Origin of the sequence: Reichenbachiella sp. 5M10, from assembly GCF_002742335.1 — a bacterium.
In the GTDB taxonomy this organism is placed as follows: Bacteria; Bacteroidota; Bacteroidia; order Cytophagales; family Cyclobacteriaceae; genus Reichenbachiella.
Genome location: NZ_MDGR01000007.1, coordinates 201,299 through 220,730 on the forward strand (window position 1 = coordinate 201,299; position 19,432 = coordinate 220,730).

Below are 19,432 nucleotides of genomic sequence, written 5' to 3' on the forward strand. Positions count from 1 at the left end.
TCGTTTTGTTTAATTGATGAAGTTGAGGTAGACTTTTTCAAGTTCGCCTTCTTTGAATTCTTTTTCTATAAATATTCTAGTGTTTGTTTTGCTTCGGATCATTAGCGTGGCGGGGATGGCTCCACTCCATGCTGGATCAATTTTGTCAATAAACGAATTATAATCTGTTTCGTCAAGTAGGTAGAGTGTTGATTTTAAGTTTTTCTTCGCAGCAAATTTCTTGACTTTTGCATCAAGCTGGTCGGCAAAATCCATGCTGACTAGAATTACTTCCGTGTTTTTGTTTTTGTACTTTTCGTATAATGCTTCGAATTGAGGGAGCTCTTTGACGCAGGGAGCGCACCAAGTTGCCCAAAAATTGATGACTCGAGTCTTGCCGTCTTGTTTTTGGATGATCTGGTTGAGTTCTTCGTATTTTATGACTTGGATTTCTTGGGCTGTCGCCATATGAATTCCCATCCATAGCAGGAGGGCGAAAGTTAAGCCAATGGTTTTCTTGTAGTTAGCGTGTGGTGATTTCATAAGTGCTCTAAAGATAATTCCTTTGCATTAGATTCAATGCGGTTATTTGACAGGAAAAATATTGCAAACTAGAGTGTTATCTAGGTATAGTTCTGTTTTTTGGAATTTTAATATTTATCCACAAAATGAATAGTTATCCACATGTTTGTTTGTGTTGTCTGTTTATGATGTGTATAGCTCTGTTATTCTGTTGGGTTAGAATAAGTGTTTGTGGATAAAAAAGATTGATCTGTTTATGGGTTAATAAAAATATTGAAATAGTTATATTTTTATTAATCTTTGTTTTGAGAGATCAATCGGGTGCGGTAGGCATTGAAAATTCTCGATTTGGACAGGAATCCGAGGTATTTTCCGTTTTCGATGACAGGTAGATTCCATGCTTGTGTGATTTCAAACTTGTTCATGACCTCTTCCATTGAGTCGTCTGGACCTACTTCTGCAGGAGGTAGTTGCATGACTTGCTTGATGATGATTTCTTTACGCTTTTCTGAGTCAAACATGCGGTCACGAATGTCATCAAGCGTGACGATGCCTTCTAGTCCGCCTTCGTAATTCAAAACGGGGAAAATATTTCTTTTGGATTTTTTGACGAGCTTGATCAGGTCTTCTAAGGTTTCATCAAACTTGATGCTGAGCAAGTCAGACTCGATGAGCTTGCGCATGTTCATCTGACTGAGGACCTGTTTGTCTTTGTCATATTGTACATAATCTCCTTTTTCGATGAGAGGTTTGGTGTAGAGTGAGTAAGGCTCAAAATAGCTGATCGTCGTGAAGGATATCGCAGAGACGAGCATCAACGGGACGAACAGTCCATAGCCTCCTGTGATCTCAGCGATCAAGAAGATGGCAGTCAACGGAGCATGCAGTACACCACTCATGACGCCACACATCCCGACGAGGGTGAAGTGACTCGTGTCGATGGTGACTGGGAAGATGTAGTTGATCGTACGCGCAAACATGTATCCGCCGATTCCTCCCATAAACAGCGAAGGAGCAAAAATCCCTCCGCTACCTCCAGCACCTATTGTAAGGGCAGAAGCGATGGGTTTGATGATCAAGATGGCAAACAATAGTCCAATGACAATGAGCGTTTTGTCTGATTGACCATAGATGAGGCTGTTATCAAAGATGGCTTTGTCATTTCCGCTGAGGAGTTGGAGGATGATGTCATAGCCTTCTCCATAGATGGGAGGGAAAGCCAATATGATGAGTGCTAGGCCTATTCCACCTAGCAAGGCCCTATTGAGGTCATTTTTGACTTTCTCGATGGCGTTTTCGACGAGATACGTGAGCCTGGTAAAATGCACAGATATGATTCCACAGGCTACTCCTAGGAGAATGTAGTAGTGCACGTGTTCCGGGTGAAAGGCATTGGACAGTTTGAATGAAAACATGAGTTCCCTGCCGAGCAAGGTATAGGAGACCAGTGACCCGACGACAGAAGAGATGAGTATAGGTATGAATTTGTTGATAGTGACGTCTGTCAAAATGACCTCAATAGCAAAAATGACTCCTGCGATCGGAGAGTTGAAGATAGCTGCAATGGCTCCAGAGGCTCCGCAGGCTATCAAGAGCGTTCGCTTTTTATAGTTGAGATGAGTGAGGCGTCCGAGGTTCGAGCCAATGGCAGACCCAGTCACGACAATGGGGGCCTCTAGCCCTACTGATCCACCAAATCCGACAGTGATGGCACTGGTGATCATGCGCGTGTAGGTCATTGTGCGTTTTACGATGCTGGAGCGTCTCGAGATGTAAAACAAAATTTGAGTAATGCCGTGCCCTGTTTTTACTTTTAGAATGTATTTGGAGACCAATACAGTAAGGAAGATCCCAATGATCGGATATATCATATAGAGAAAATCAAATCCACTGTTGTCCTTGTACTCGGCCAAGGTGTGCTGGATGAAATGGACGCTGCTCTTGAGTGTGACGGCTGCAAATCCTGAAACCAAGCCCACTATGCCACTCAGGATGAGGATGAAGTTGTTGCTGCTAATGTACTTTAGTCTCCAGACTAAAAATTTGACGAGCAACTCTCTAAAGATCATTCTTGACGGTATTATTACTATTAAACATCTCGTTGAGGTGGGGGATAGTCGAGCAAAGCTACGGCTTTAGATAGTTAGCTGAAAAGATAAGTGCTTATTATTCATCACCAAGCCATTCTTTTTTGAGTGAATTTTGCAAGGTGTCTGCTGCAGGGTCATCCACTATACTGTAGTACGAGTAGTATGTCTCAGTGCTACTTGGTAGTGTCAAGGTAGAACCATCGGCAAGCGTGAGAACAGTGGTGTCACTGATCTCCCAATCCTCTTCAAGTAATGTACCATTGATATGGGTGAGCGTATCTCCGATTGAAACGACCTGGTAGGCAATCGATTTCGGGGCGATATCGATGATGCGGTTTCGGTCTAATAAGATACCAGTTTTGGCAGTGAACTCATTGGAGTGAGGTTCTGACACGAGAGAGCACCCTACGAGAGCGAGCGTTTGTTGTAGGATGCTTTCTATTGGAGTGGTAGTTTCTACCAGTTCGCGGGCGAGCGTCAGTACGTGCTCTCCCCCTATCTTGCCGATTAGTGCGTACACGTCGCTGAGTGTGTATCCACCTTGTTCGTATCGATGTAATGCGTACATCTGTTGGATCACGTCGATCAAGCTATGTTGACTAGTTGTGGATTGACGGATCTGGATATCGAGTATCATTGAGACCAGTGCTCCTTTGACGTAGATAGAGACTTTTTTGGAAGGGGTACTTTTTTGGTAGCCGTCTACCCAGAGGTTTTGGGAGGATTCGAGCAGGCTGCTTTCAAATCTGCCGTAGTTTTGGAAGTGTCTCAAGAGTAGGGTATTGATTTCTTTGTAATAGGCTTGATGGGAAAATACTCCGGACTGTCTCAGAAAAAGGTCACCATAATAGGTGGTAAATCCCTCCGCGACAAAGCCTGTATCGAAGAGAACCTCTTTGGAAAAATCATATGGGGACATTTCGGCGGGACGGATTCGGGTGACATTCCAGGCGTGAAACAGTTCATGTGAAGCTACGCCTAGTAGCATCTCGCGGTAGTTGTCGTGTGTATCAGGGGTGTTAGGACCGAGTACGAGTACGGTAGAATCTTCGTGTTCTACACCGTGGTAGTGTGTGTAGTCTAGGGACTGTACTAAGAAGCGGTAGACTTGGCAAGGGAATCCGCCCATGGCTTGCATCTGTACTCGAGTGAATTGATAGAAATCGGCAAGTAGCTTGGTTTCGTCGAGCGGGTGTTCGCCTTGGAAAGTGAGGTGAAACTCGTGTCCGTCAATGGTGTAGGTGAGGTCTCGGAGTTTCGTGCTGGCAAAGACAGGAGAGTCTACCAGCTGATGGTAACTAGATGCTTGGAGTGTGGGGCGTGTTCCGAGAGCGCAGGCTATGAGATAATCTTTTGGTAGGTCGAGAGATACAGTATAGGGTAGGTCCATCCTTCCGACTTGGTAAAAAATGCAATTGATGAAGTTGAGGTAGACTTGCTGTTTGTCCACGAGGGAGTTGCCTGCGTCCATTTTGAACGCGTAGTAGTCGTAGCGCAAGGTCAAGGCCTGAGTGCTAGGATTGTCAACGATCCAAGTGTTGGGGGTAGTTTTGCGCCAAGCGAGTGGTCTTCCTGCCTCATCTGACACTCCAAACCGAAAGATATGATCTGTAAAAGGGTCAAGTTCGTAGCGGCCCGGACGCCATGCTGGTAGAGTGAATTCTTGAGGCCCTTTAGTTAGATTTGCAAACTTGATTTTGATGTTGGCAAAGTGACTGTGTGGGTTTTTGAAGGAGATGTGGCAAAAAATCATAAGCGAGCGTTTGGACAAATATCATATTTGAGGGTGAAAAAAATGAGTGTTCAGGAGTTAATCCTTCATTTTTAATGACTTGGGTCAATAAAGAATGACATACATGTTTGTAATTATATAAAAGCTACTTATTTTTGCACTCCATTTTTTAAAGAGGCTCTGGTTTAGGGTTTTACAGAAAATACAGGATAGATTAAAAGAAGGGACAGAATAGTGGTCTGATTCCGATTAAGATAAAATAAGAAAAAAATGAAAAGAACGTTTCAACCTTCGCAGAGAAAAAGAAAAAACAAGCACGGATTCAGAGCTAGAATGGAAGATGCTAACGGTAGATCTGTCATCGCTAGAAGAAGAGCTAAGGGAAGAAAAAAATTGACTGTATCTGACGAAAGAGGTAGCAAGAAGTAAGTTTCTGCTTAATTTTGTTCCTTCGAGATATATGGAGGAAGAAGAAGTTACGATCAAAAAGCACAGTTTTTCCAAGAAGGAAAGACTCAATAGCAAAAAGGAAATTGATGCTCTTTTTTCGAAAGGAGCATCTTTTTATTTTTACCCCTTCAGCATCAAGCACACACCGATCGATCGATCGGATGCAGATTGCCATCAGATTTTGATTTCGGTATCCAAGCGCAAGTTCAAACGAGCCGTGGATCGCAACCGCATCAAACGACTCATTAGAGAATCCTATCGGCTCAACAAGCAACTCATCGAAAATGCAGATCAGTTTTTGTCGATTGCCTATATTTACACGGGAAAGGAGATTCATTCTTTCGATTTCATTCAGAAAAAACTAATTGGGTCACTCCGTCGTTTATTAGCCGAACGAGAAAAAACAGTGTAAATGAAAAGAGTCATCATAGGTATAGTAGGAAGCGCATTGTTGGTCGGGATGTTTTCGTTCACCTTCTCTGACGATGACTACTTCGAGATTTCGCGCAATCTCAACATCTTTGCAACCCTATATCGCGAACTCAATACGCACTACGTAGATCAGCTGCCAGACGAAGAGATCATCACGACAGGTATCGATGCGATGCTCAGTTCGTTGGATCCTTACACAGACTATATCCCAGAGAGTGAACTGGAGAGTTATCGTACGATCACGACTGGTGAGTATGGTGGTATTGGTGCCGTAGTAGGCAAGCGTGATGGAGTCAATACGGTTTTGATGCCGTATGTGGGGTTTCCGGCTCATGATGCAGGCTTGCAAATCGGTGATCAAATCACCCATATCGATGGCAAGTCACTCAAGGGGCTTGATTCGGATGAGATCAGCAACATGCTCAAAGGACAACCTGGAACTCAGCTGGACTTGATAGTGCACCGCTATGGAGTGGTGGACCCAATGCTCGTTACCCTTACCCGCGAAAAAATAACCATCAACAATGTGGCTTACTATGGCATGCTCAATAAGGATACGGGATATATTCTCCTTAGTGATTTTACGACACATGCTAGCGAAGAAGTACAAGATGCTTTGTTGGAGTTAAAAGGCAAGGGAGCAAAGAAAATGGTCTTGGACCTGAGAGATAACCCAGGAGGGCTACTCGACGAAGCGGTCAAAGTTGCCAATGTTTTTATCCCGAAAGGGAAAGAGGTCGTGAATACCAAAGGGAAAAAAACCTCATGGAACAAGAGTTATACAGCTCCAGCACCCAGTACGGATGAGGAGATCCCATTGGTCGTCTTGACAAGTAGTGGGACTGCTTCGGCTGCAGAGATTGTGTCAGGTGTGATGCAGGATTACGACCGAGGTGTATTGGTTGGAAAACGGACTTTTGGCAAGGGCTTGGTTCAAGCAACACGCCCATTGCCTTACAATGCACAACTCAAGATCACGACAGCCAAGTACTATATCCCGAGTGGTAGATGTATACAAGCGATCGATTATTCCCATCGCAACCCTGACGGTAGTGTGGGCAAAATCCCAGACTCTCTCAAAGTAGCTTTCAAAACACGCAATGGAAGAACGGTCTATGACGGAGGAGGTATCAACCCCGATGTGTTGGTCGAGGAACGTAAATATTCGCACTTGCTCTACAACATCATCAACAACAACTTCATGTTTGATTATGCCAACATCTATAGATCCAAGCATCCAGAAATCAGTCAGCCGAGAGCATTTGAGTTGACAGATGCTGAATACGCAGATTTTGTAACTTGGATCGAGTCCAAAGACCTGAGTTTTTCGTCGCAGATTGATGAAGCGATCGAAGGTTTGATAGAGATGTCTAAGGAGGAGAAGTTTTACGAGGGCTTGCACCCGTCCATCGAGGGTCTAAAGGAAAAGGTGTCCATGCTCAAAAGGAACTATTTGAGAGACTACAAGGCGGAGGTGAAGTTCATGCTAGAAGAAGAAATTGTCAGTCGATATTATTACCAAGAGGGGATGATTGAAGCAGCACTAGATCACGATCCTGTGGTCCTAAAAGCGGAAGAGGTGCTCAATAGCCCTTCGCGATACAATAAGATATTATCTAAATAAACTCGTACTATTTTGTCACTAATACTCAGTATAGATAGCTCGACCAAGAGTGGTTCTGTAGCTTTGATTCAAGAGGGACGTGTGCTCGGTTTGCAGCACTACCACATAGATAAGTCGCATTCATCATTGCTACATGTGATGATACAGCAGACGGTAGACAATGCAGGACACAAGTTGAGCGATCTCGATGCAGTAGCGATATCCGAAGGGCCAGGCTCGTATACTGGGTTGAGGATCGGAACTTCTGCTGCTAAGGGGCTTTGCTACGCTTTGGATATCCCGCTGATCGCGGTGAATACCCTGGAGAGTATGGCATACCAAGTGCATAAATATGCCCCACAGGTGGGATGGTTTCGTCCGATGATCGATGCAAGGCGTATGGAGGTCTATACCATGCTGGTCAATGCGGAGTTTGAGGTCGTAGAGCAGACCGAACCTGTGATCATCGACGAAAATAGCTTTGTGAAAGAGTTGGAAGGTGCCAAGGTCTTGTTCTTTGGAGACGGTGCGGAGAAGTGCAAAGAAATCATTCATCACCCTCACGCGTTGTTTCTAGATCATGTGCACCCTTCGGCTGTGGATGTAGGGATTTTGGCAGGTCGGAAGTTTGAAAAGGGAGAATTTGAGAACGTTGTTTCGTTTGAGCCGTTCTATTTGAAGGAGTTTAGATTAGCTACAGCAAAGAAATAATGGAAGGAGAAATAGTCAATAAAGTAGCAGAGAGTTCGCTGATCAATTTTGATCTAGAAACCTACTACGACCAAGCGCCACGAATACAGTTTGATATCAAAGATAATTTATTCAATGAGTTGGTGCTGCGTGAAAAGGATTTTCGCGCTTTCGTCAAGGAGCACGACTGGTCTCAGTATGCAGGCAAGCACGTAGCAGTATACTGTAGTGTCGATGCGATCGTGCCGACTTGGGCATATATGCTGCTGTCTTCGATCCTCGAACCCATCGCCAAATCGGTTGTCTTTGGAGATATGAGTCATTTGGAGAATTTCTTGTTTCAGCAAGCTTTGAGCAAAATCGACTTGGAGCAATACCGAGACGGCAAAGTGATCGTCAAAGGTTGTGGACGATTTCCTGTGCCTGAGTTTGCCTATGTAGAGCTGACACGTCTATTGACCCCTGTCGTCAGTAGTTTGATGTACGGTGAGGCATGTAGTGCCGTCCCTCTTTACAAACGACCAAAATCTAAATCCTAGTAAAGTATCTCTCACGGATTTTTCCATAAGGGTGAATCCATATACCTTTGAGAGACTAAGGATAACCAATTTGAAATTTGAAGTAAAACTCCCGCTTTTTGAAGGCCCCTTTGACCTTCTCCTCTTTTTTATCGAAAGAGACGAGTTGGATATTTACGACATTCCGATTTCTCAGATTACAGAGGAGTTTTTGGATTATGTCCATCATTTGGAAAAAATGAACATCGAAGTGGCGAGTGAATTCATCTTGGTCGCTGCTAGTTTGATGCGGATCAAGGCCAAGATGCTTCTCCCTAGGCCTAGTGTGGATGAGGAAGGAAATGAAATAGATCCTCGTGAAGAGCTTGTCCGTCATCTCTTGGAGTACAAGCGCTACAAATCGATCATTGGGGAGATGGTTCAGTTAGAGTCTGACCGTTTGGACAGAGAAAAGCGAGGCAACATTACCAAGGAAATTAGGGCTTTGGCAGAATCGACCAATGTCGAGGCTGAACTGCAGAACTTAGACTTGTTCAAGATCTTAAAAGTTTACCAGAAAGTGATGAGTCGCTACGAGATGGAGAAAAATAAGGTTGTGCACCAAGTCGTCCAATACCCATATACCATATCTAACCAAAAAAAACACATCCTCGATTCCTTGCAAGTGTCCTCGAGGATGGCCTTTACAGATTTGATTCAGGAGAATCCTGAGAAAATCTATGTCATTTTTAATTTTTTAGCCATCTTGGAATTGCTGCAGCTGCAAATGGTAAAGCTCCATTTGGGAGAGGGCTTCAATAATTTTTGGATAGAGAAACAGGAGGAGGTACCCGTAGACTAATGGATATAAACAGTAAAAAGGTGTTTCAGGTTCTTGACCCCAAAAAGATCTGGATGCCCATTGCACTTGGATTGGCCATCGTGTTTTATCTCTTTTACAGCGATCCAAACATTACATCTGATACACTCAAGTTGATATTTGACGCCAAATTGTCCTCAGTGATTGTGGCGTTTTTGGTGTTGTTTGCACGGGATGCAGGCTATGTCTATCGCGTCAAAACGATATCGGACGGAGAACTCAACTGGTCTCGGAGTATCGTCATCATCATCTTGTGGGAGTTTGCTTCTGCGGTGACCCCCTCTGTTGTAGGAGGCACAGCGGTAGTAGTCTTTGTTTTCATGGCTGAGGGGATCAATGTGGGCAAATCACTAGCCTACGTAATGCTCACTGCGATTTTGGACAATCTGTTTTTTGTGATTGCAGCACCGATCGTGATGCTGCTGACACAGGGGATGATTTTTCCAGATGTACAGGCCATGGACTTGGAACTGGGTACGAGTTTACAGTTGTTGTTCTTTTTGAGCTATGGACTGATTGCTGTGTATACTTTAGTGATGTCTTACGCTTTGTTTGTGAGACCGAGGGCATTCAAGTGGTTTTTGTTGAAGGTTACGGGCTTTAGATTTTTCAAAAAATGGAGAGAAAAGGCCAATCAATATGGTGATGAGATCATCATGGCTTCCAATGGGCTCAAGGGCAAAGCAGTGTCGTACTGGGTCAAGATATCTGCCGCGACGACCTTTATATGGGTGGCTCGCTACTTGATGCTCAATAGCCTCGTGGAGGCCTACAGCAACTTGAGTGTGCCAGAGCACATGGTGGTGTTTTCGAGACAAGTGATCATGTGGATCGTAATGTTAGTCTCTCCTACGCCGGGTAGCTCAGGTACGGCGGAGTATTTTTTTAATCAATTCTTTTATGAGTATTTAGGGGATTACACCTTCGTGTCAAGTATTTTTTGGCGATTGATGTCGTACTATCCGTACTTGATCTTAGGGGCGATCTTTTTGCCGAGATGGGTGAAGAGTCGGTTTTTCAACAAGGGCAAGTAGACAGAGTCTCGGTGTACCCAAGACCCCGCCTCTATTCTTATATTCTTTCGATCTCTGAAAAGTAGAATGAACCTTCGATGGCTGCATTTTCGTCTGAGTCGGATCCATGTACGGCATTTGCTTCGAGTGATTTGGCATACAATTTTCTGATTGTACCTTCTGCAGCATCTGCAGGGTTGGTCGCGCCGATCAATTCTCTAAAGTCCGCCACGGCATTGTCTTTTTCGAGGATTGCTGCGACGATGGGCCCTTTGGACATGTAGCTACATAGCTCTCCATAAAAGGGTCTCTCGCTGTGTACTGCATAAAATTTCCCCGCATCTTCTGCACTGAGCTTTACTGTTTTCATTGCTTTGATTGTGAAGCCAGCCTCTTCGATCATTTTTAGGATTGCTCCTGTGTGCCCGTCTGCGAAAGCATCCGGCTTAATCATTGTGAACGTTCTGTTGTTTGCCATTACTGTTTTTTGATTTTGACGTCTTTTTTTATGCCGCAAAGCTAGCCCGAATGTCGAGGATAAAAAAGGTAATCTTTTTGATTGCGTGTTAGTTAGTGCGATGCTTTTGGTTTTCAATTAAATTTTGTCAATTTTGCACACTCTTTATCAATGTAAATGCAGAATCTAGCAGCTTTAAAGGAAAAATTAAACCTACCCAAGCGGATTGTAATCACTACTCATGTCAAGCCAGATGCAGATGCATTGGGTTCTTCATTGGGGTTGGCGGGTTATCTGATGAAGCTGGGCCACCAGGTATGTGTGATCACTCCGACGGATTATCCGGATTTTCTCACGTGGATGGAGGGCAATGAGGACGTGTTGATTTTTGAAGGAAACGAAGAAAAGGCACAGTATCTCGTAGAAAATGCAGACTTGGTGTTTTGCTTAGATTTTTCGAGCTTGACGCGAATTGGTGCGCTAGGGGAAATGGTGAGAGATTCGGAGGCCGAAAAGGTTCTCATCGACCATCACCTCAATCCAGAGACCTTTGCACAATATGTGCTATGGAGTACAGAGGCTGCAGCGACGGCTGAGTTGATCTTTGACTTGATCGAAATGCTCGGAGATGTCGAAAAAATCACCAAAGCCATGGCGGAGGCGCTCTATGCGGGACTGATGACGGATACGGGCAACTTTAAACTTCCGTCAACGACACCTCACGTGCACAACATCGTGGCAACACTCATGGAGTTGGGAGCGGACATATCCAAGGTCAGTCACAACGTTTATGACAATAGTTCACTGGATCGGATGCGTCTCTTGGGGTTTGCTTTGTCAGAGCGACTGGAAGTGATCGAAGGGACACCCGTAGCCTTCTTCTACCTTACGACAGAGGACAAGAAGAGATTCAACTACCAGACAGGTGACTCGGAAGGTTTGGTCAACTACGGCTTGGGTATCAAGGACGTCAAGGTGTCTGCGATTTTTATCGAAGATGAAGGGAAGGTAAAAATATCATTTCGTTCGTTTGGAAACATCCCGATCAACGAATTGTCAAGAAAGTATTTCAATGGAGGAGGACATAAAAATGCAGCTGGAGGAGTTTCATTTGATGATCTAGAGACCACAATAAATAAATTTAAAGAACTGGTTCAAGGCCAAACAAAAGAATTAAACTATGAAGCGTAACACCTTAATGTTGTTGTCAATGATCGCGTTGGCGACATTTTTCTATTCATGCGAAGATGTAGTTACAACCAAATCGGGAGTAAAAGTGTCTTATCAAAAGAGAGGCGAAGAAGCCTTGAAAGATAGCAGTGTGTTGTTGGTGAACATGAAGTATACAACGGACAAAGGTTTTGATATCTTTTCTTCTGATGAGAGAGGTGGGCCGATTACGTTGCCTTACTATGCGTCTCAGTGGGATACTTCTAGAGTGTTTTACGAAGTATTGAGTCTATGTAAAGTAGGAGATAGTATTACATTCAAAATCAACGCAACAGAGCTTTTTGTGAAGACATTTGGTGCACCTTCTGTGCCTGACTCCATTGGAGCAGAATCTGAGATTCAGTTCTATGTAGGCATGCAAGATCAGATGACGTTTGATGAGTTTCAGGACTATCGCGTAGCAAGATTGGAAAAGGAGCAAGCAAAAATGATGGCTGAAGAAGAAGAAAGAACCATCGCACAAGGAGAAGAAATCGATTTGTTTTTGACGGAAAACAACATCACTGCTGAAGTAACAGAGTCAGGGTTGAGATATGTGATCACTGAGCAAGGTGATGGCGACAAACCAGCTGTGGGTGACGTAGTGATTGTGCATTATAGTGGAATGTTGATGGATAGCACGAAGTTTGATTCGTCATATGATAGAAATCAGCCATTCGAGTTTCCGCTAGGCCAGGGCAGAGTCATCCAAGGATGGGACGAAGGCATTGCGCTACTCAACGTAGGATCTAAAGCAACGCTTTACATCCCGAGTGCATTAGCTTATGGGCCAAGAGGCGCAGGAGGAACAATCAAACCTAACTCTATTTTGAAATTTGATGTGGAGTTATTAGGTATTAAAGCAAATGATGAAAAGTAAGTTTATCGCTACGGCGATGTTGGTAGCTACCGTTCTCTTTACTTCGTGTAAAGAGGACGATGGCTCATCTGATCCTAGAGGGACATTGGAAGAATATGTGGCACTCAATGATGTGTCTGCATATACTGTGACTGATTCGGGCCTCTATTTTCGTTTGGATTCGGATGGTGAAGGGGAGCAAATAGGTAGTGATGATGTCGTACTTTTTTTGACAAAGATTTATGCAATGAATGGTGATTTGTTGTTTGATGGCTATGTTGACAGTTTGCTGTGGATCACGTCATTGGATGAGAACTCAATTGTAGTGCCCGCGATGCAGGAAGCATTGCTCCGAATGGGACTCAATGACGAGGCGACTGTGCTTGCGCCTTATGCTCTAGGGTGGGGCAGTGCAGGTGCATCTACGACGATTCGTCCTTATGAAGATCTGCGCATCGTCATCAAACCAACGGAGTTTAACCCTACGATGGAAGACTTCGTCCAAGAAAATGAAGTGAACAACTATCAAACGACGGCCAGTGGGATTATTTATACAGTTGACGGTGCAGGGACAGGTGATTTGCCCGAAGCAGGCCAAAGTGTCACTGTGCAGTATGAAGGGTATCTACTTGATAGTACCAAATTTGATTCGTCGATAGACAGAGGCACGCCTTTTACGTTTGTCATCGGCCAAGAGCAAGTCATCGCAGGTTGGGATGAAGGAATTGCACTATATAAGAAAGGGCAAAAAGGCACCTTGTACATACCGTACGAGCTGGGATATGGAACTGCAGGTTCTGGATCGATTGCGCCTTATGATGATCTGATTTTTGAAATAGAAGTAATAGATATACGCTAGTAGATGAAGAGGTATAAGCAGTTGGTATTTTGGGGTCTATTGGTCTCGATGGGTATCGTAGCATCCTGTAGCAATCCCGTCAAGGATGAGCAAGCAGACATAGAACAAGCGTATCAAGATTCTTTGGCGCAAGCTTCGATCGACGAAGAAATCATCGAAACATACCTTGAGGACAACGGCTATACCAATGTTTCTTCTACTGAGGATGGTGTACGCTATGGCGTGGTATCAGTAGGGGATGGCGTGTTTGCTGAGATCAATCAGATTGTCTCTTTGGACTATATTGGTAAATTGACGAATGGAGAAATTTTCGATACCTCGATCAAAGAAGTGGCTATCTATGAGGATAGTTTGGCTTGGGTGGCCGATGGTGTAGATATAGCGGCCGCTATGGCCGAAACAGGCTTTGACATAGAGACTACACTTGATTCTCTTCAGTATTATGATGGGAGTGTCTCGGGGATTTATTCTAGCCTCAAGTCTTATAGGCCCATGACTTACAATTATATTGCTAGCGGTGCAGGGATTCCTTCAGGAGCGATCAAAGGGTACCGTGAAGCTGTGAAGTATCTTACTCCTGAAATAGGTACAGGAGGAGAGGGAATGACAATTTTCCCTTCTGCTTTAGGGTATGGGACTGCCGAGTTGACCAATATACCTGCCAATTCTGTATTAATTTTTGAGTTTTACGTTGATAATATACGTCCCTAAGCCATGAAGATTTGTTTCGCTACACACAATCTCAACAAGCTCAGAGAAGTGAAGCAAATGTTGGGTGACCGGTATACGGTCGTAGGTCTCAATGAGATAGGTTGTGTGGATGAGATTCCCGAAGATGGCGTTACTTTGGATGAAAATTCTAAGATCAAAGCACAGTTTGTAGCGGAGCATTTTGGGGTCAACTGTTTTGCAGATGATACTGGGCTAGAAGTCGAAGCGTTGGGAGGAGAGCCAGGGGTTTATTCGGCGCGCTATGCTGGCGAAGAAAAGGACAACCAAGCCAATATGAAGCTTTTGCTCGAAAAGCTGAAGGGAAAGACCAATCGACAGGCACGTTTTCGCACTGTGATTACCCTCATTCTTGATGACATAGAATTGCAATTCGAAGGGGTGGTCAAGGGGAGTATTACCCAAGAGTTGAAAGGCACTGAGGGCTTTGGGTATGACCCCATCTTTGTGCCAGAGGGGCATGATGTGACCTTTGCAGAGATGTCTGCAGAAGCTAAAAATCGCATTTCACATCGAGGTAGAGCCATGCAGGCCCTGGTCTCTTTTTTGCAGGGCTAGTCGCCTAGTATTCCGTTTTATCTTTTTTGTTTTTCCATGCAGTGAATACCTTTTGGGCTTCCTGTCTCATGGCTTGTTGCGTCTTTATTTTTCGTGAGGGGCTTGGGAGAGCGATCTCGTCGTAGATGAACTGATCATCAAATCCTGCAGTAGCGGCATCTGTTTTGGCGCTAGCATAGTAGATTGCTTTGGGCCTAGCCCAATAGATTGCTCCGAGACACATGGGGCAGGGTTCACAGGTAGTGTAGATCTCACAGTCTTGCAATTGGAAGTCTCCGAGGCGTTGGCAGGCATCACGGATGGCATTGATCTCGGCGTGTGCAGTGGGGTCATGACTGGCAGTGACTGTGTTGTGGCCTTGGCCTATGACTTCTCCATGGCGGACGATGACCGCAGCAAAAGGACCACCACTCTTTTCTTGTATGGAATGCATGGCCAAATCAATGGCTTTTTGCATGTGCTTCGCTTCAAATGACATGCCTCTAATTTACATCAGAGTAGGACAGGATTGTTTGCGGTTTGAAAAAAAATTAGTTCGCTATGGCCAATCTGTCTTCTTTCATCAAGCGGATGCGGTAGGCATTCATGGCTGTTTTGCCTAGACGGTAAGTCAGTTTCTGGTTGACGCATGCGCCAATCACCGCACCTACCCCTGGGATGAGTTGAAAGATTTTGACAATATCTAGGTTGTCGCGGTACTCATCCTGAAATCGCTCCCAATCAAAGGCATGTAAGTTGTCAGGAAGTGTTTGGGCTACTTCGCTCCAGTTTTCGATATGCGCTAGCGCGGCGACACGTCGGTCCTGACTCGAAAATGCCAGTTGGAAAATATGAAGAATAAAAAGCCGTTCTTTGAAACAGAGGGTGTCGAATCCATAGTACCCTGCAATCTCAAAGAGCATCTTCATCTTCAGACTAATCCATAGAGGGAAATCCGCTATGCTACTGACCAAACCTCCTAGTCCTGTGATGGCACCTTGTGCTGCAGCGGACGAGGAGTAAAACCATATGGATTCGCGGATCATTTCTTCGGCATTGTGGATTTGAAGGGTGAATTCACGTTTGGGAGTCGTGTACTGAGCACCTTGTAGTACAGCTCGAGTCGTTTCTTTGACAATCTTGGCGATCAAGTGATGCATGCTTCTGGGCATGAATAGATTGATTCTGCGCTGTATTCTTTTGACAGTTTTGTACGAAGAGGTAGGAGGTGTCTCCAGTCGTCTGCGCCAAGCGTCTAATTCCGAATTGATTTTTTCTCTATGGGTCACCTGTATGTTGCTTTACTACGATTAGGCCGGAGTGAGTCACATTAGGTTATGCTATTGCATAGGAAAGGAGGTCCATGATCCCTTCTGTTCTTGTCAGCAAGAATAGAAGGATCACAATGCAAAGAAAGGGCAACGAGTGTAGAGATGTTATTCGTGATAACACGTAAAAAAATAGTTAGGTAATCCTTTTAAGTTCGAGTGTATTGGCGGATTAGCTCTGCATGCAGAGGAAATTTTGTGATCAATTCTTCACGATCGGCGAGTTCGAAATCTTGGAAGTCAAAACCTGGTGCTACAGTGCAACCTGCTAAGGAATAGCCGTCTAGTTCGTTGACTTCAGCTGCAAACCACACACCGGCTGGGACGACGTATTGTGGGACTTGCCCCATGCCTAGGTCGTGCCCAATCTCTATCAGCTCGTGGCGCCCATCCGGATGGATGAGGTGGAGATCAATGGTTGCTCCTTGGTAGAAGTGCCAGATTTCGTCTTGTTTGATTCGGTGAAAGGCTGAGAAAGTCTCGGAAGTCAGTAAATAATAGATGCACGTGGAGTAGTTGCGTGCTCCGTCAAAGGGGGAGGCAAGCTGGATACTGTCTGTGCTGCGGTAGGTTTCTTTGTAATAGCCCCCTTCTGGGTGTGGTACGAGTGAGAGGGTTTGGATCAAATTGTCTAAATCAGTCATTTTGGAGGGGTTAATCTTCAATTTTGGGTGTGTTTTGAACGAGCCGCATGCGGTAGGCGTTCATGGCTGTTTTACCTAGGCGGTTGGTGAGTTTGTGGTTGATGTAGGCACCAACTACCGCACCGATCCCTGGGATCAGCTGCAGGAGCTTGGCGATATCAAGGTGATCACGGTACTCTTGTTGGAACGTGCGCCAATCGAAATTATTGATGTCTTCGGGCAAATTATTTTGGTTTTGTTCCCAGTTGGAGATGAAGTGGTAGAGTTCGATACGGCGCTGTTGACTAGAAAATGCCAGTTGAAAAACGTACAGAATGTAGATTCGCTCTTTGTAGTCGTTGGTGTCAAACCCGTAGCTATGGGCAATCTCGAAGAGCATTTTCATCTTGATGCTCAGCCAGAGCGGAAAGTCTGCCAAACCACTGAGAAAGCCTCCGAATCCCGTGATAGCTCCTTCGGCAGTGGCCGACGAGGTATAGAAGTTGATCCGTTCTTTGACATGGTCTTCTGCGTCCATGAGATTGATGGGGCCAGTGATTTTTTTGCTTGTCGTGAATGCTGCTCCGAAGAGTACGGCGCGTGTCAGTTCCTTGACTGCTTTGGTTATCACTTGATGGACTTTTTCTGGGATGAGGTTTTGGATTTTGGATTGGAAATTCTTGATGCTCTCGTTGGAGAAACTCGGCGTGCGCTGCATCGTACTTTGCCATTCGGCCAACTCTCGGGTGATTTTGTCTTCGTAGCTGTTCACAAGGGTAAGTTAGTCATCTAGAGGGGTGATTCACAAATCGGATGTTCGAAGATAGTCTTGGAGGGTATTTTCCTACTAAAATGAACATGGCCTGAAAAACTGATGTATCTCAAAAGGGTATAAAAAAAGCGACAAACTGCTAGGCATGTCGCTTTCTCTTGTTTTTTGCCTCGATCAATTCGTCTAATTTCTAGAGTCTAATGATCGAGAATCTACATGTCACTCTTCGCCTGCTTTGGCGATCCAGCCTTGCACGTCTTCTAGGCTAGGGTTCTTTACCTCTTTGAGTTTCATCTTCTTTTTGTTGCCACAGACGTCTTGGTGCAGTTTTCCGTCTTTGGCTTCTGCGAATTGCTGCTTGGTGACCATGCCAATCTTCTGTAGGATTTGGATGAGGTCTTTGGCCACACCAAGTTCTTCGTACTGTGCTGCCGTGAGTGCTACGACTTTCTTCTCAGGCTTCATCTGGGGGAAGAACAAGACGTCTTGTATCGAGTTGGAGTTGGTCATCATCATCGAGAGACGATCGATCCCAATACCCAGTCCTGCCGTAGGAGGCATGCCGTACTCGAGTGCTCGGAGGAAGTCCTCGTCGAGTACCATCGCTTCGTCATCGCCACGCTTGCCGAGTTCGAGTTGCTCTTCGAATCTCGCGCGTTGATCTACAGGATCGTTCAACTCTGAGAACGAATTACAGATTTCCTTGCCGTTGGCGATCGCTTCGAAGCGCTCTACCAACCCTGGCTTGTTTTTGTGTTTTTTGGCGAGTGGTGACATCTCTACTGGGTAGTCGGTGATGAAGGTCGGTTGGATCAACTGACCCTCGCATTTCTCTCCGAAGATCTCGTCGATGAGCTTGCCTTTGCCCATGGTTTCGTCGATGGGTACGTTGAGTTTTTGGGCGGTCTCTCTGAGGCCTGTTTCGTCCATCTCGGAGATGTCGATACCTGTGAAGTGTTCGATCGCTTCGAACATCGTGTAGCGCTTCCAAGGTCGCTGGAAGTTGATGATGTTGTCACCGACTTGTACTTCGGTCGTGCCGTGTAGGTCCATGGCGACTTTTTCTACCATGGCTTCTGTCAAGTCCATCATCCATTCGTAATCCTTGTAGGCTACATAGAGCTCGACTTGCGTGAACTCTGGGTTGTGGAAGCGGGACATACCTTCGTTACGGAAATCCTTGGAGAACTCAAATACGCCATCGTACCCTCCGACGATCAATCTTTTCAAATACAACTCGTTGGCGATACGCAAATAGAGCGTCATGTCCAGTGTGTTGTGGTGTGTCTTGAACGGACGTGCCGCTGCTCCACCGTATAGTGGCTGTAGGATAGGGGTTTCTACCTCTAGGTATCCTCGGTCTGCGAGGAAGTTTCTCATCGAATTGACGAGTTGTGTTCTTTTGACGAACGTCTCGCGTACCTCTGGGTTGACGATCATGTCGACATAGCGCTGTCTGTAGCGCATCTCTGGATCGGTGAAGGCGTCAAAGGTCTTGACGTTTCCGTCGGCGTCTTTGGCTTCCTTGACGATTGGTAGGGGCTTGAGGGACTTGGTCAACAGCTTGAGTGAAGTGACGTGTATCGATATCTCGCCTACTTCAGTGGTGAATACATAGCCTTTGATACCGATGATGTCACCGATATCCATCATTTTTTTGAAGACGGTGTTGTAGAGACTCTTGTCCTCATCTGGGCAGAGGTCATCTCGGCGCAAGTAGATCTGGATACGACCTGAGGCATCCTGCAGCTCTGCAAATGATGCTGACCCCATGATGCGTCGACTCATGAGTCGACCCGCGATAGAAATATCCTTGTAGTCTGTCTTTCGCTTTTCGTAGTTTTGGTGAATGTCTTGGGTAGTCACGTTCACTTCGAAGGTGTCAGATGGATAGGGATCAATGCCCGATTGCATCAGTTGCTCTCTGGCTTGACGTCTGATTATTTCCTGTTCGCTTAAAATCATGGTATTGTATAAAAATTAAGCGGCAAAATTAATTTATTCGGTCAATACTGTGCAGGGATTGACCAATAATATTAGGCGTGTGTAGGAGGTAGTGGCTGTACTTGCCTGGCAAGGAGGTGAGCTACTTTGTTTCTACTCGGTTATTTCATCAAGCGGGGTGATCCGCTGAGTCAGAGAGATAGGGTCAGCGTCAAGTAAGATGGGAA

General features: G+C 45.1%; 21 protein-coding genes. 12 read left to right on the top strand and 9 right to left on the bottom strand.

Annotated elements, in window-relative coordinates; translation table 11 throughout:
- Window positions 1–9: 9 nt before the first annotated feature.
- The 3 genes from BFP72_RS00845 to BFP72_RS00855 form a co-directional block, all read right to left on the bottom strand.
- Window positions 10–522: a redoxin family protein gene (locus tag BFP72_RS00845; protein ID WP_221406451.1), complete on the bottom strand. Its 513-nt coding sequence runs from the start codon at window positions 520–522 to the stop codon at window positions 10–12.
- Window positions 523–794: 272 nt separating this feature from the next.
- Window positions 795–2,570, bottom strand: coding sequence for a chloride channel protein (locus BFP72_RS00850; protein ID WP_185123714.1), 1,776 nt, complete (start codon window positions 2,568–2,570; stop codon window positions 795–797).
- A 97-nt stretch (window positions 2,571–2,667) separates the two neighbouring features.
- The gene (locus tag BFP72_RS00855) at window positions 2,668–4,344 is read right to left on the bottom strand and encodes a M61 family metallopeptidase (RefSeq protein ID WP_099597298.1); all 1,677 of its coding nucleotides are present in this window, start codon (window positions 4,342–4,344) and stop codon (window positions 2,668–2,670) included.
- A gap of 249 nt (window positions 4,345–4,593) precedes the next feature.
- On the opposite strand from BFP72_RS00855, the gene rpmH reads away from it, so the two are divergent.
- The 7 genes from rpmH (at window position 4,594) to BFP72_RS00890 (ending at window position 9,909) form a co-directional block, all read left to right on the top strand.
- Window positions 4,594–4,752, top strand: a complete 159-nt coding sequence (rpmH, locus tag BFP72_RS00860; protein WP_099597299.1) for a 50S ribosomal protein L34 — start codon at window positions 4,594–4,596, stop codon at window positions 4,750–4,752.
- Between the two features lie 31 nt (window positions 4,753–4,783).
- A complete protein-coding gene (gene rnpA, locus BFP72_RS00865) occupies window positions 4,784–5,185 on the top strand; it encodes a ribonuclease P protein component (protein ID WP_099597300.1) in 402 nt (133 codons plus the stop codon).
- Complete coding sequence (locus BFP72_RS00870; RefSeq protein WP_099597301.1) at window positions 5,186–6,829, top strand: S41 family peptidase; 1,644 nt, start codon at window positions 5,186–5,188, stop codon at window positions 6,827–6,829.
- Window positions 6,830–6,841: 12 nt separating this feature from the next.
- On the top strand, window positions 6,842–7,519 hold the full coding sequence (gene tsaB / locus BFP72_RS00875) for a tRNA (adenosine(37)-N6)-threonylcarbamoyltransferase complex dimerization subunit type 1 TsaB (protein ID WP_099597302.1): 678 nt from the start codon (window positions 6,842–6,844) through the stop codon (window positions 7,517–7,519).
- Window positions 7,519–8,037: a DUF2480 family protein gene (locus BFP72_RS00880; protein ID WP_099597303.1), complete on the top strand. Its 519-nt coding sequence runs from the start codon at window positions 7,519–7,521 to the stop codon at window positions 8,035–8,037. Before tsaB ends, BFP72_RS00880 begins: the two co-directional genes overlap by 1 nt.
- Window positions 8,038–8,107: 70 nt before the next feature.
- The gene (locus BFP72_RS00885; protein ID WP_099597304.1) at window positions 8,108–8,857 is read left to right on the top strand and encodes a ScpA family protein; all 750 of its coding nucleotides are present in this window, start codon (window positions 8,108–8,110) and stop codon (window positions 8,855–8,857) included.
- 53 nt (window positions 8,858–8,910) lie between these two features.
- Window positions 8,911–9,909, top strand: coding sequence for a YbhN family protein (locus tag BFP72_RS00890; RefSeq protein ID WP_369824001.1), 999 nt, complete (start codon window positions 8,911–8,913; stop codon window positions 9,907–9,909).
- A gap of 37 nt (window positions 9,910–9,946) precedes the next feature.
- Here the strand turns inward: BFP72_RS00890 and BFP72_RS00895 are convergent, their stop codons facing one another.
- Window positions 9,947–10,366, bottom strand: coding sequence for a nucleoside-diphosphate kinase (locus tag BFP72_RS00895; protein ID WP_099597306.1), 420 nt, complete (start codon window positions 10,364–10,366; stop codon window positions 9,947–9,949).
- 156 nt (window positions 10,367–10,522) lie between these two features.
- Between BFP72_RS00895 and BFP72_RS00900 the strand changes: the two genes are divergently transcribed.
- Genes BFP72_RS00900 through BFP72_RS00920 form a run of 5 tightly spaced genes read left to right on the top strand, consistent with a single transcriptional unit; the run spans window position 10,523 to window position 14,559 of the window.
- Window positions 10,523–11,536, top strand: coding sequence for a bifunctional oligoribonuclease/PAP phosphatase NrnA (locus BFP72_RS00900; protein ID WP_099597307.1), 1,014 nt, complete (start codon window positions 10,523–10,525; stop codon window positions 11,534–11,536).
- Complete coding sequence (locus BFP72_RS00905; RefSeq protein ID WP_099597308.1) at window positions 11,526–12,434, top strand: FKBP-type peptidyl-prolyl cis-trans isomerase; 909 nt, start codon at window positions 11,526–11,528, stop codon at window positions 12,432–12,434. The genes BFP72_RS00900 and BFP72_RS00905 overlap by 11 nt, the downstream gene beginning before the upstream one ends.
- Window positions 12,421–13,272 (top strand): FKBP-type peptidyl-prolyl cis-trans isomerase, encoded by an 852-nt coding sequence (locus tag BFP72_RS19365; RefSeq protein ID WP_099597309.1) that lies wholly within the window; start codon window positions 12,421–12,423, stop codon window positions 13,270–13,272. Before BFP72_RS00905 ends, BFP72_RS19365 begins: the two co-directional genes overlap by 14 nt.
- Window positions 13,273–13,275: 3 nt before the next feature.
- Complete coding sequence (locus BFP72_RS00915) at window positions 13,276–13,983, top strand: FKBP-type peptidyl-prolyl cis-trans isomerase (protein ID WP_099597310.1); 708 nt, start codon at window positions 13,276–13,278, stop codon at window positions 13,981–13,983.
- 3 nt (window positions 13,984–13,986) lie between these two features.
- Window positions 13,987–14,559 (top strand): non-canonical purine NTP diphosphatase, encoded by a 573-nt coding sequence (locus BFP72_RS00920; RefSeq protein WP_099597311.1) that lies wholly within the window; start codon window positions 13,987–13,989, stop codon window positions 14,557–14,559.
- A gap of 4 nt (window positions 14,560–14,563) precedes the next feature.
- On the opposite strand, the gene BFP72_RS00925 is transcribed toward BFP72_RS00920, so the two are convergent.
- The 5 genes from BFP72_RS00925 to lysS all read right to left on the bottom strand — a co-directional run bounded on the left by BFP72_RS00925 (window position 14,564) and on the right by lysS (window position 19,226).
- The gene (locus BFP72_RS00925) at window positions 14,564–15,037 is read right to left on the bottom strand and encodes a nucleoside deaminase (RefSeq protein ID WP_099597312.1); all 474 of its coding nucleotides are present in this window, start codon (window positions 15,035–15,037) and stop codon (window positions 14,564–14,566) included.
- A 52-nt stretch (window positions 15,038–15,089) separates the two neighbouring features.
- Window positions 15,090–15,827, bottom strand: a complete 738-nt coding sequence (locus BFP72_RS00930) for an EcsC family protein (RefSeq protein ID WP_158233219.1) — start codon at window positions 15,825–15,827, stop codon at window positions 15,090–15,092.
- Between the two features lie 188 nt (window positions 15,828–16,015).
- Window positions 16,016–16,510, bottom strand: a complete 495-nt coding sequence (locus BFP72_RS00935) for a cupin domain-containing protein (RefSeq protein ID WP_099597314.1) — start codon at window positions 16,508–16,510, stop codon at window positions 16,016–16,018.
- A 10-nt stretch (window positions 16,511–16,520) separates the two neighbouring features.
- Entirely contained in the window at window positions 16,521–17,261 is a 741-nt protein-coding gene (locus BFP72_RS00940; protein WP_099597315.1) for an EcsC family protein, read from the bottom strand.
- Between the two features lie 219 nt (window positions 17,262–17,480).
- A complete protein-coding gene (gene lysS / locus BFP72_RS00945; protein ID WP_099597316.1) occupies window positions 17,481–19,226 on the bottom strand; it encodes a lysine--tRNA ligase in 1,746 nt (581 codons plus the stop codon).
- Window positions 19,227–19,432: the final 206 nt, after the last annotated feature.

Coding starts and splice junctions, on each gene's coding strand:
- BFP72_RS00845 (WP_221406451.1), bottom strand. CDS start 522: ATGAAATCACCACACGCTAACTACAAGAAAACCATTGGCTTAACTTTC.
- BFP72_RS00850 (WP_185123714.1), bottom strand. CDS start 2,570: ATGATCTTTAGAGAGTTGCTCGTCAAATTTTTAGTCTGGAGACTAAAG.
- BFP72_RS00855 (WP_099597298.1), bottom strand. CDS start 4,344: ATGATTTTTTGCCACATCTCCTTCAAAAACCCACACAGTCACTTTGCC.
- rpmH (WP_099597299.1), top strand. CDS start 4,594: ATGAAAAGAACGTTTCAACCTTCGCAGAGAAAAAGAAAAAACAAGCAC.
- rnpA (WP_099597300.1), top strand. CDS start 4,784: ATGGAGGAAGAAGAAGTTACGATCAAAAAGCACAGTTTTTCCAAGAAG.
- BFP72_RS00870 (WP_099597301.1), top strand. CDS start 5,186: ATGAAAAGAGTCATCATAGGTATAGTAGGAAGCGCATTGTTGGTCGGG.
- BFP72_RS00880 (WP_099597303.1), top strand. CDS start 7,519: ATGGAAGGAGAAATAGTCAATAAAGTAGCAGAGAGTTCGCTGATCAAT.
- BFP72_RS00890 (WP_369824001.1), top strand. CDS start 8,911: ATGCCCATTGCACTTGGATTGGCCATCGTGTTTTATCTCTTTTACAGC.
- BFP72_RS00895 (WP_099597306.1), bottom strand. CDS start 10,366: ATGGCAAACAACAGAACGTTCACAATGATTAAGCCGGATGCTTTCGCA.
- BFP72_RS00900 (WP_099597307.1), top strand. CDS start 10,523: ATGCAGAATCTAGCAGCTTTAAAGGAAAAATTAAACCTACCCAAGCGG.
- BFP72_RS00905 (WP_099597308.1), top strand. CDS start 11,526: ATGAAGCGTAACACCTTAATGTTGTTGTCAATGATCGCGTTGGCGACA.
- BFP72_RS19365 (WP_099597309.1), top strand. CDS start 12,421: ATGATGAAAAGTAAGTTTATCGCTACGGCGATGTTGGTAGCTACCGTT.
- BFP72_RS00915 (WP_099597310.1), top strand. CDS start 13,276: ATGAAGAGGTATAAGCAGTTGGTATTTTGGGGTCTATTGGTCTCGATG.
- BFP72_RS00920 (WP_099597311.1), top strand. CDS start 13,987: ATGAAGATTTGTTTCGCTACACACAATCTCAACAAGCTCAGAGAAGTG.
- BFP72_RS00925 (WP_099597312.1), bottom strand. CDS start 15,037: ATGTCATTTGAAGCGAAGCACATGCAAAAAGCCATTGATTTGGCCATG.
- BFP72_RS00935 (WP_099597314.1), bottom strand. CDS start 16,510: ATGACTGATTTAGACAATTTGATCCAAACCCTCTCACTCGTACCACAC.
- lysS (WP_099597316.1), bottom strand. CDS start 19,226: ATGATTTTAAGCGAACAGGAAATAATCAGACGTCAAGCCAGAGAGCAA.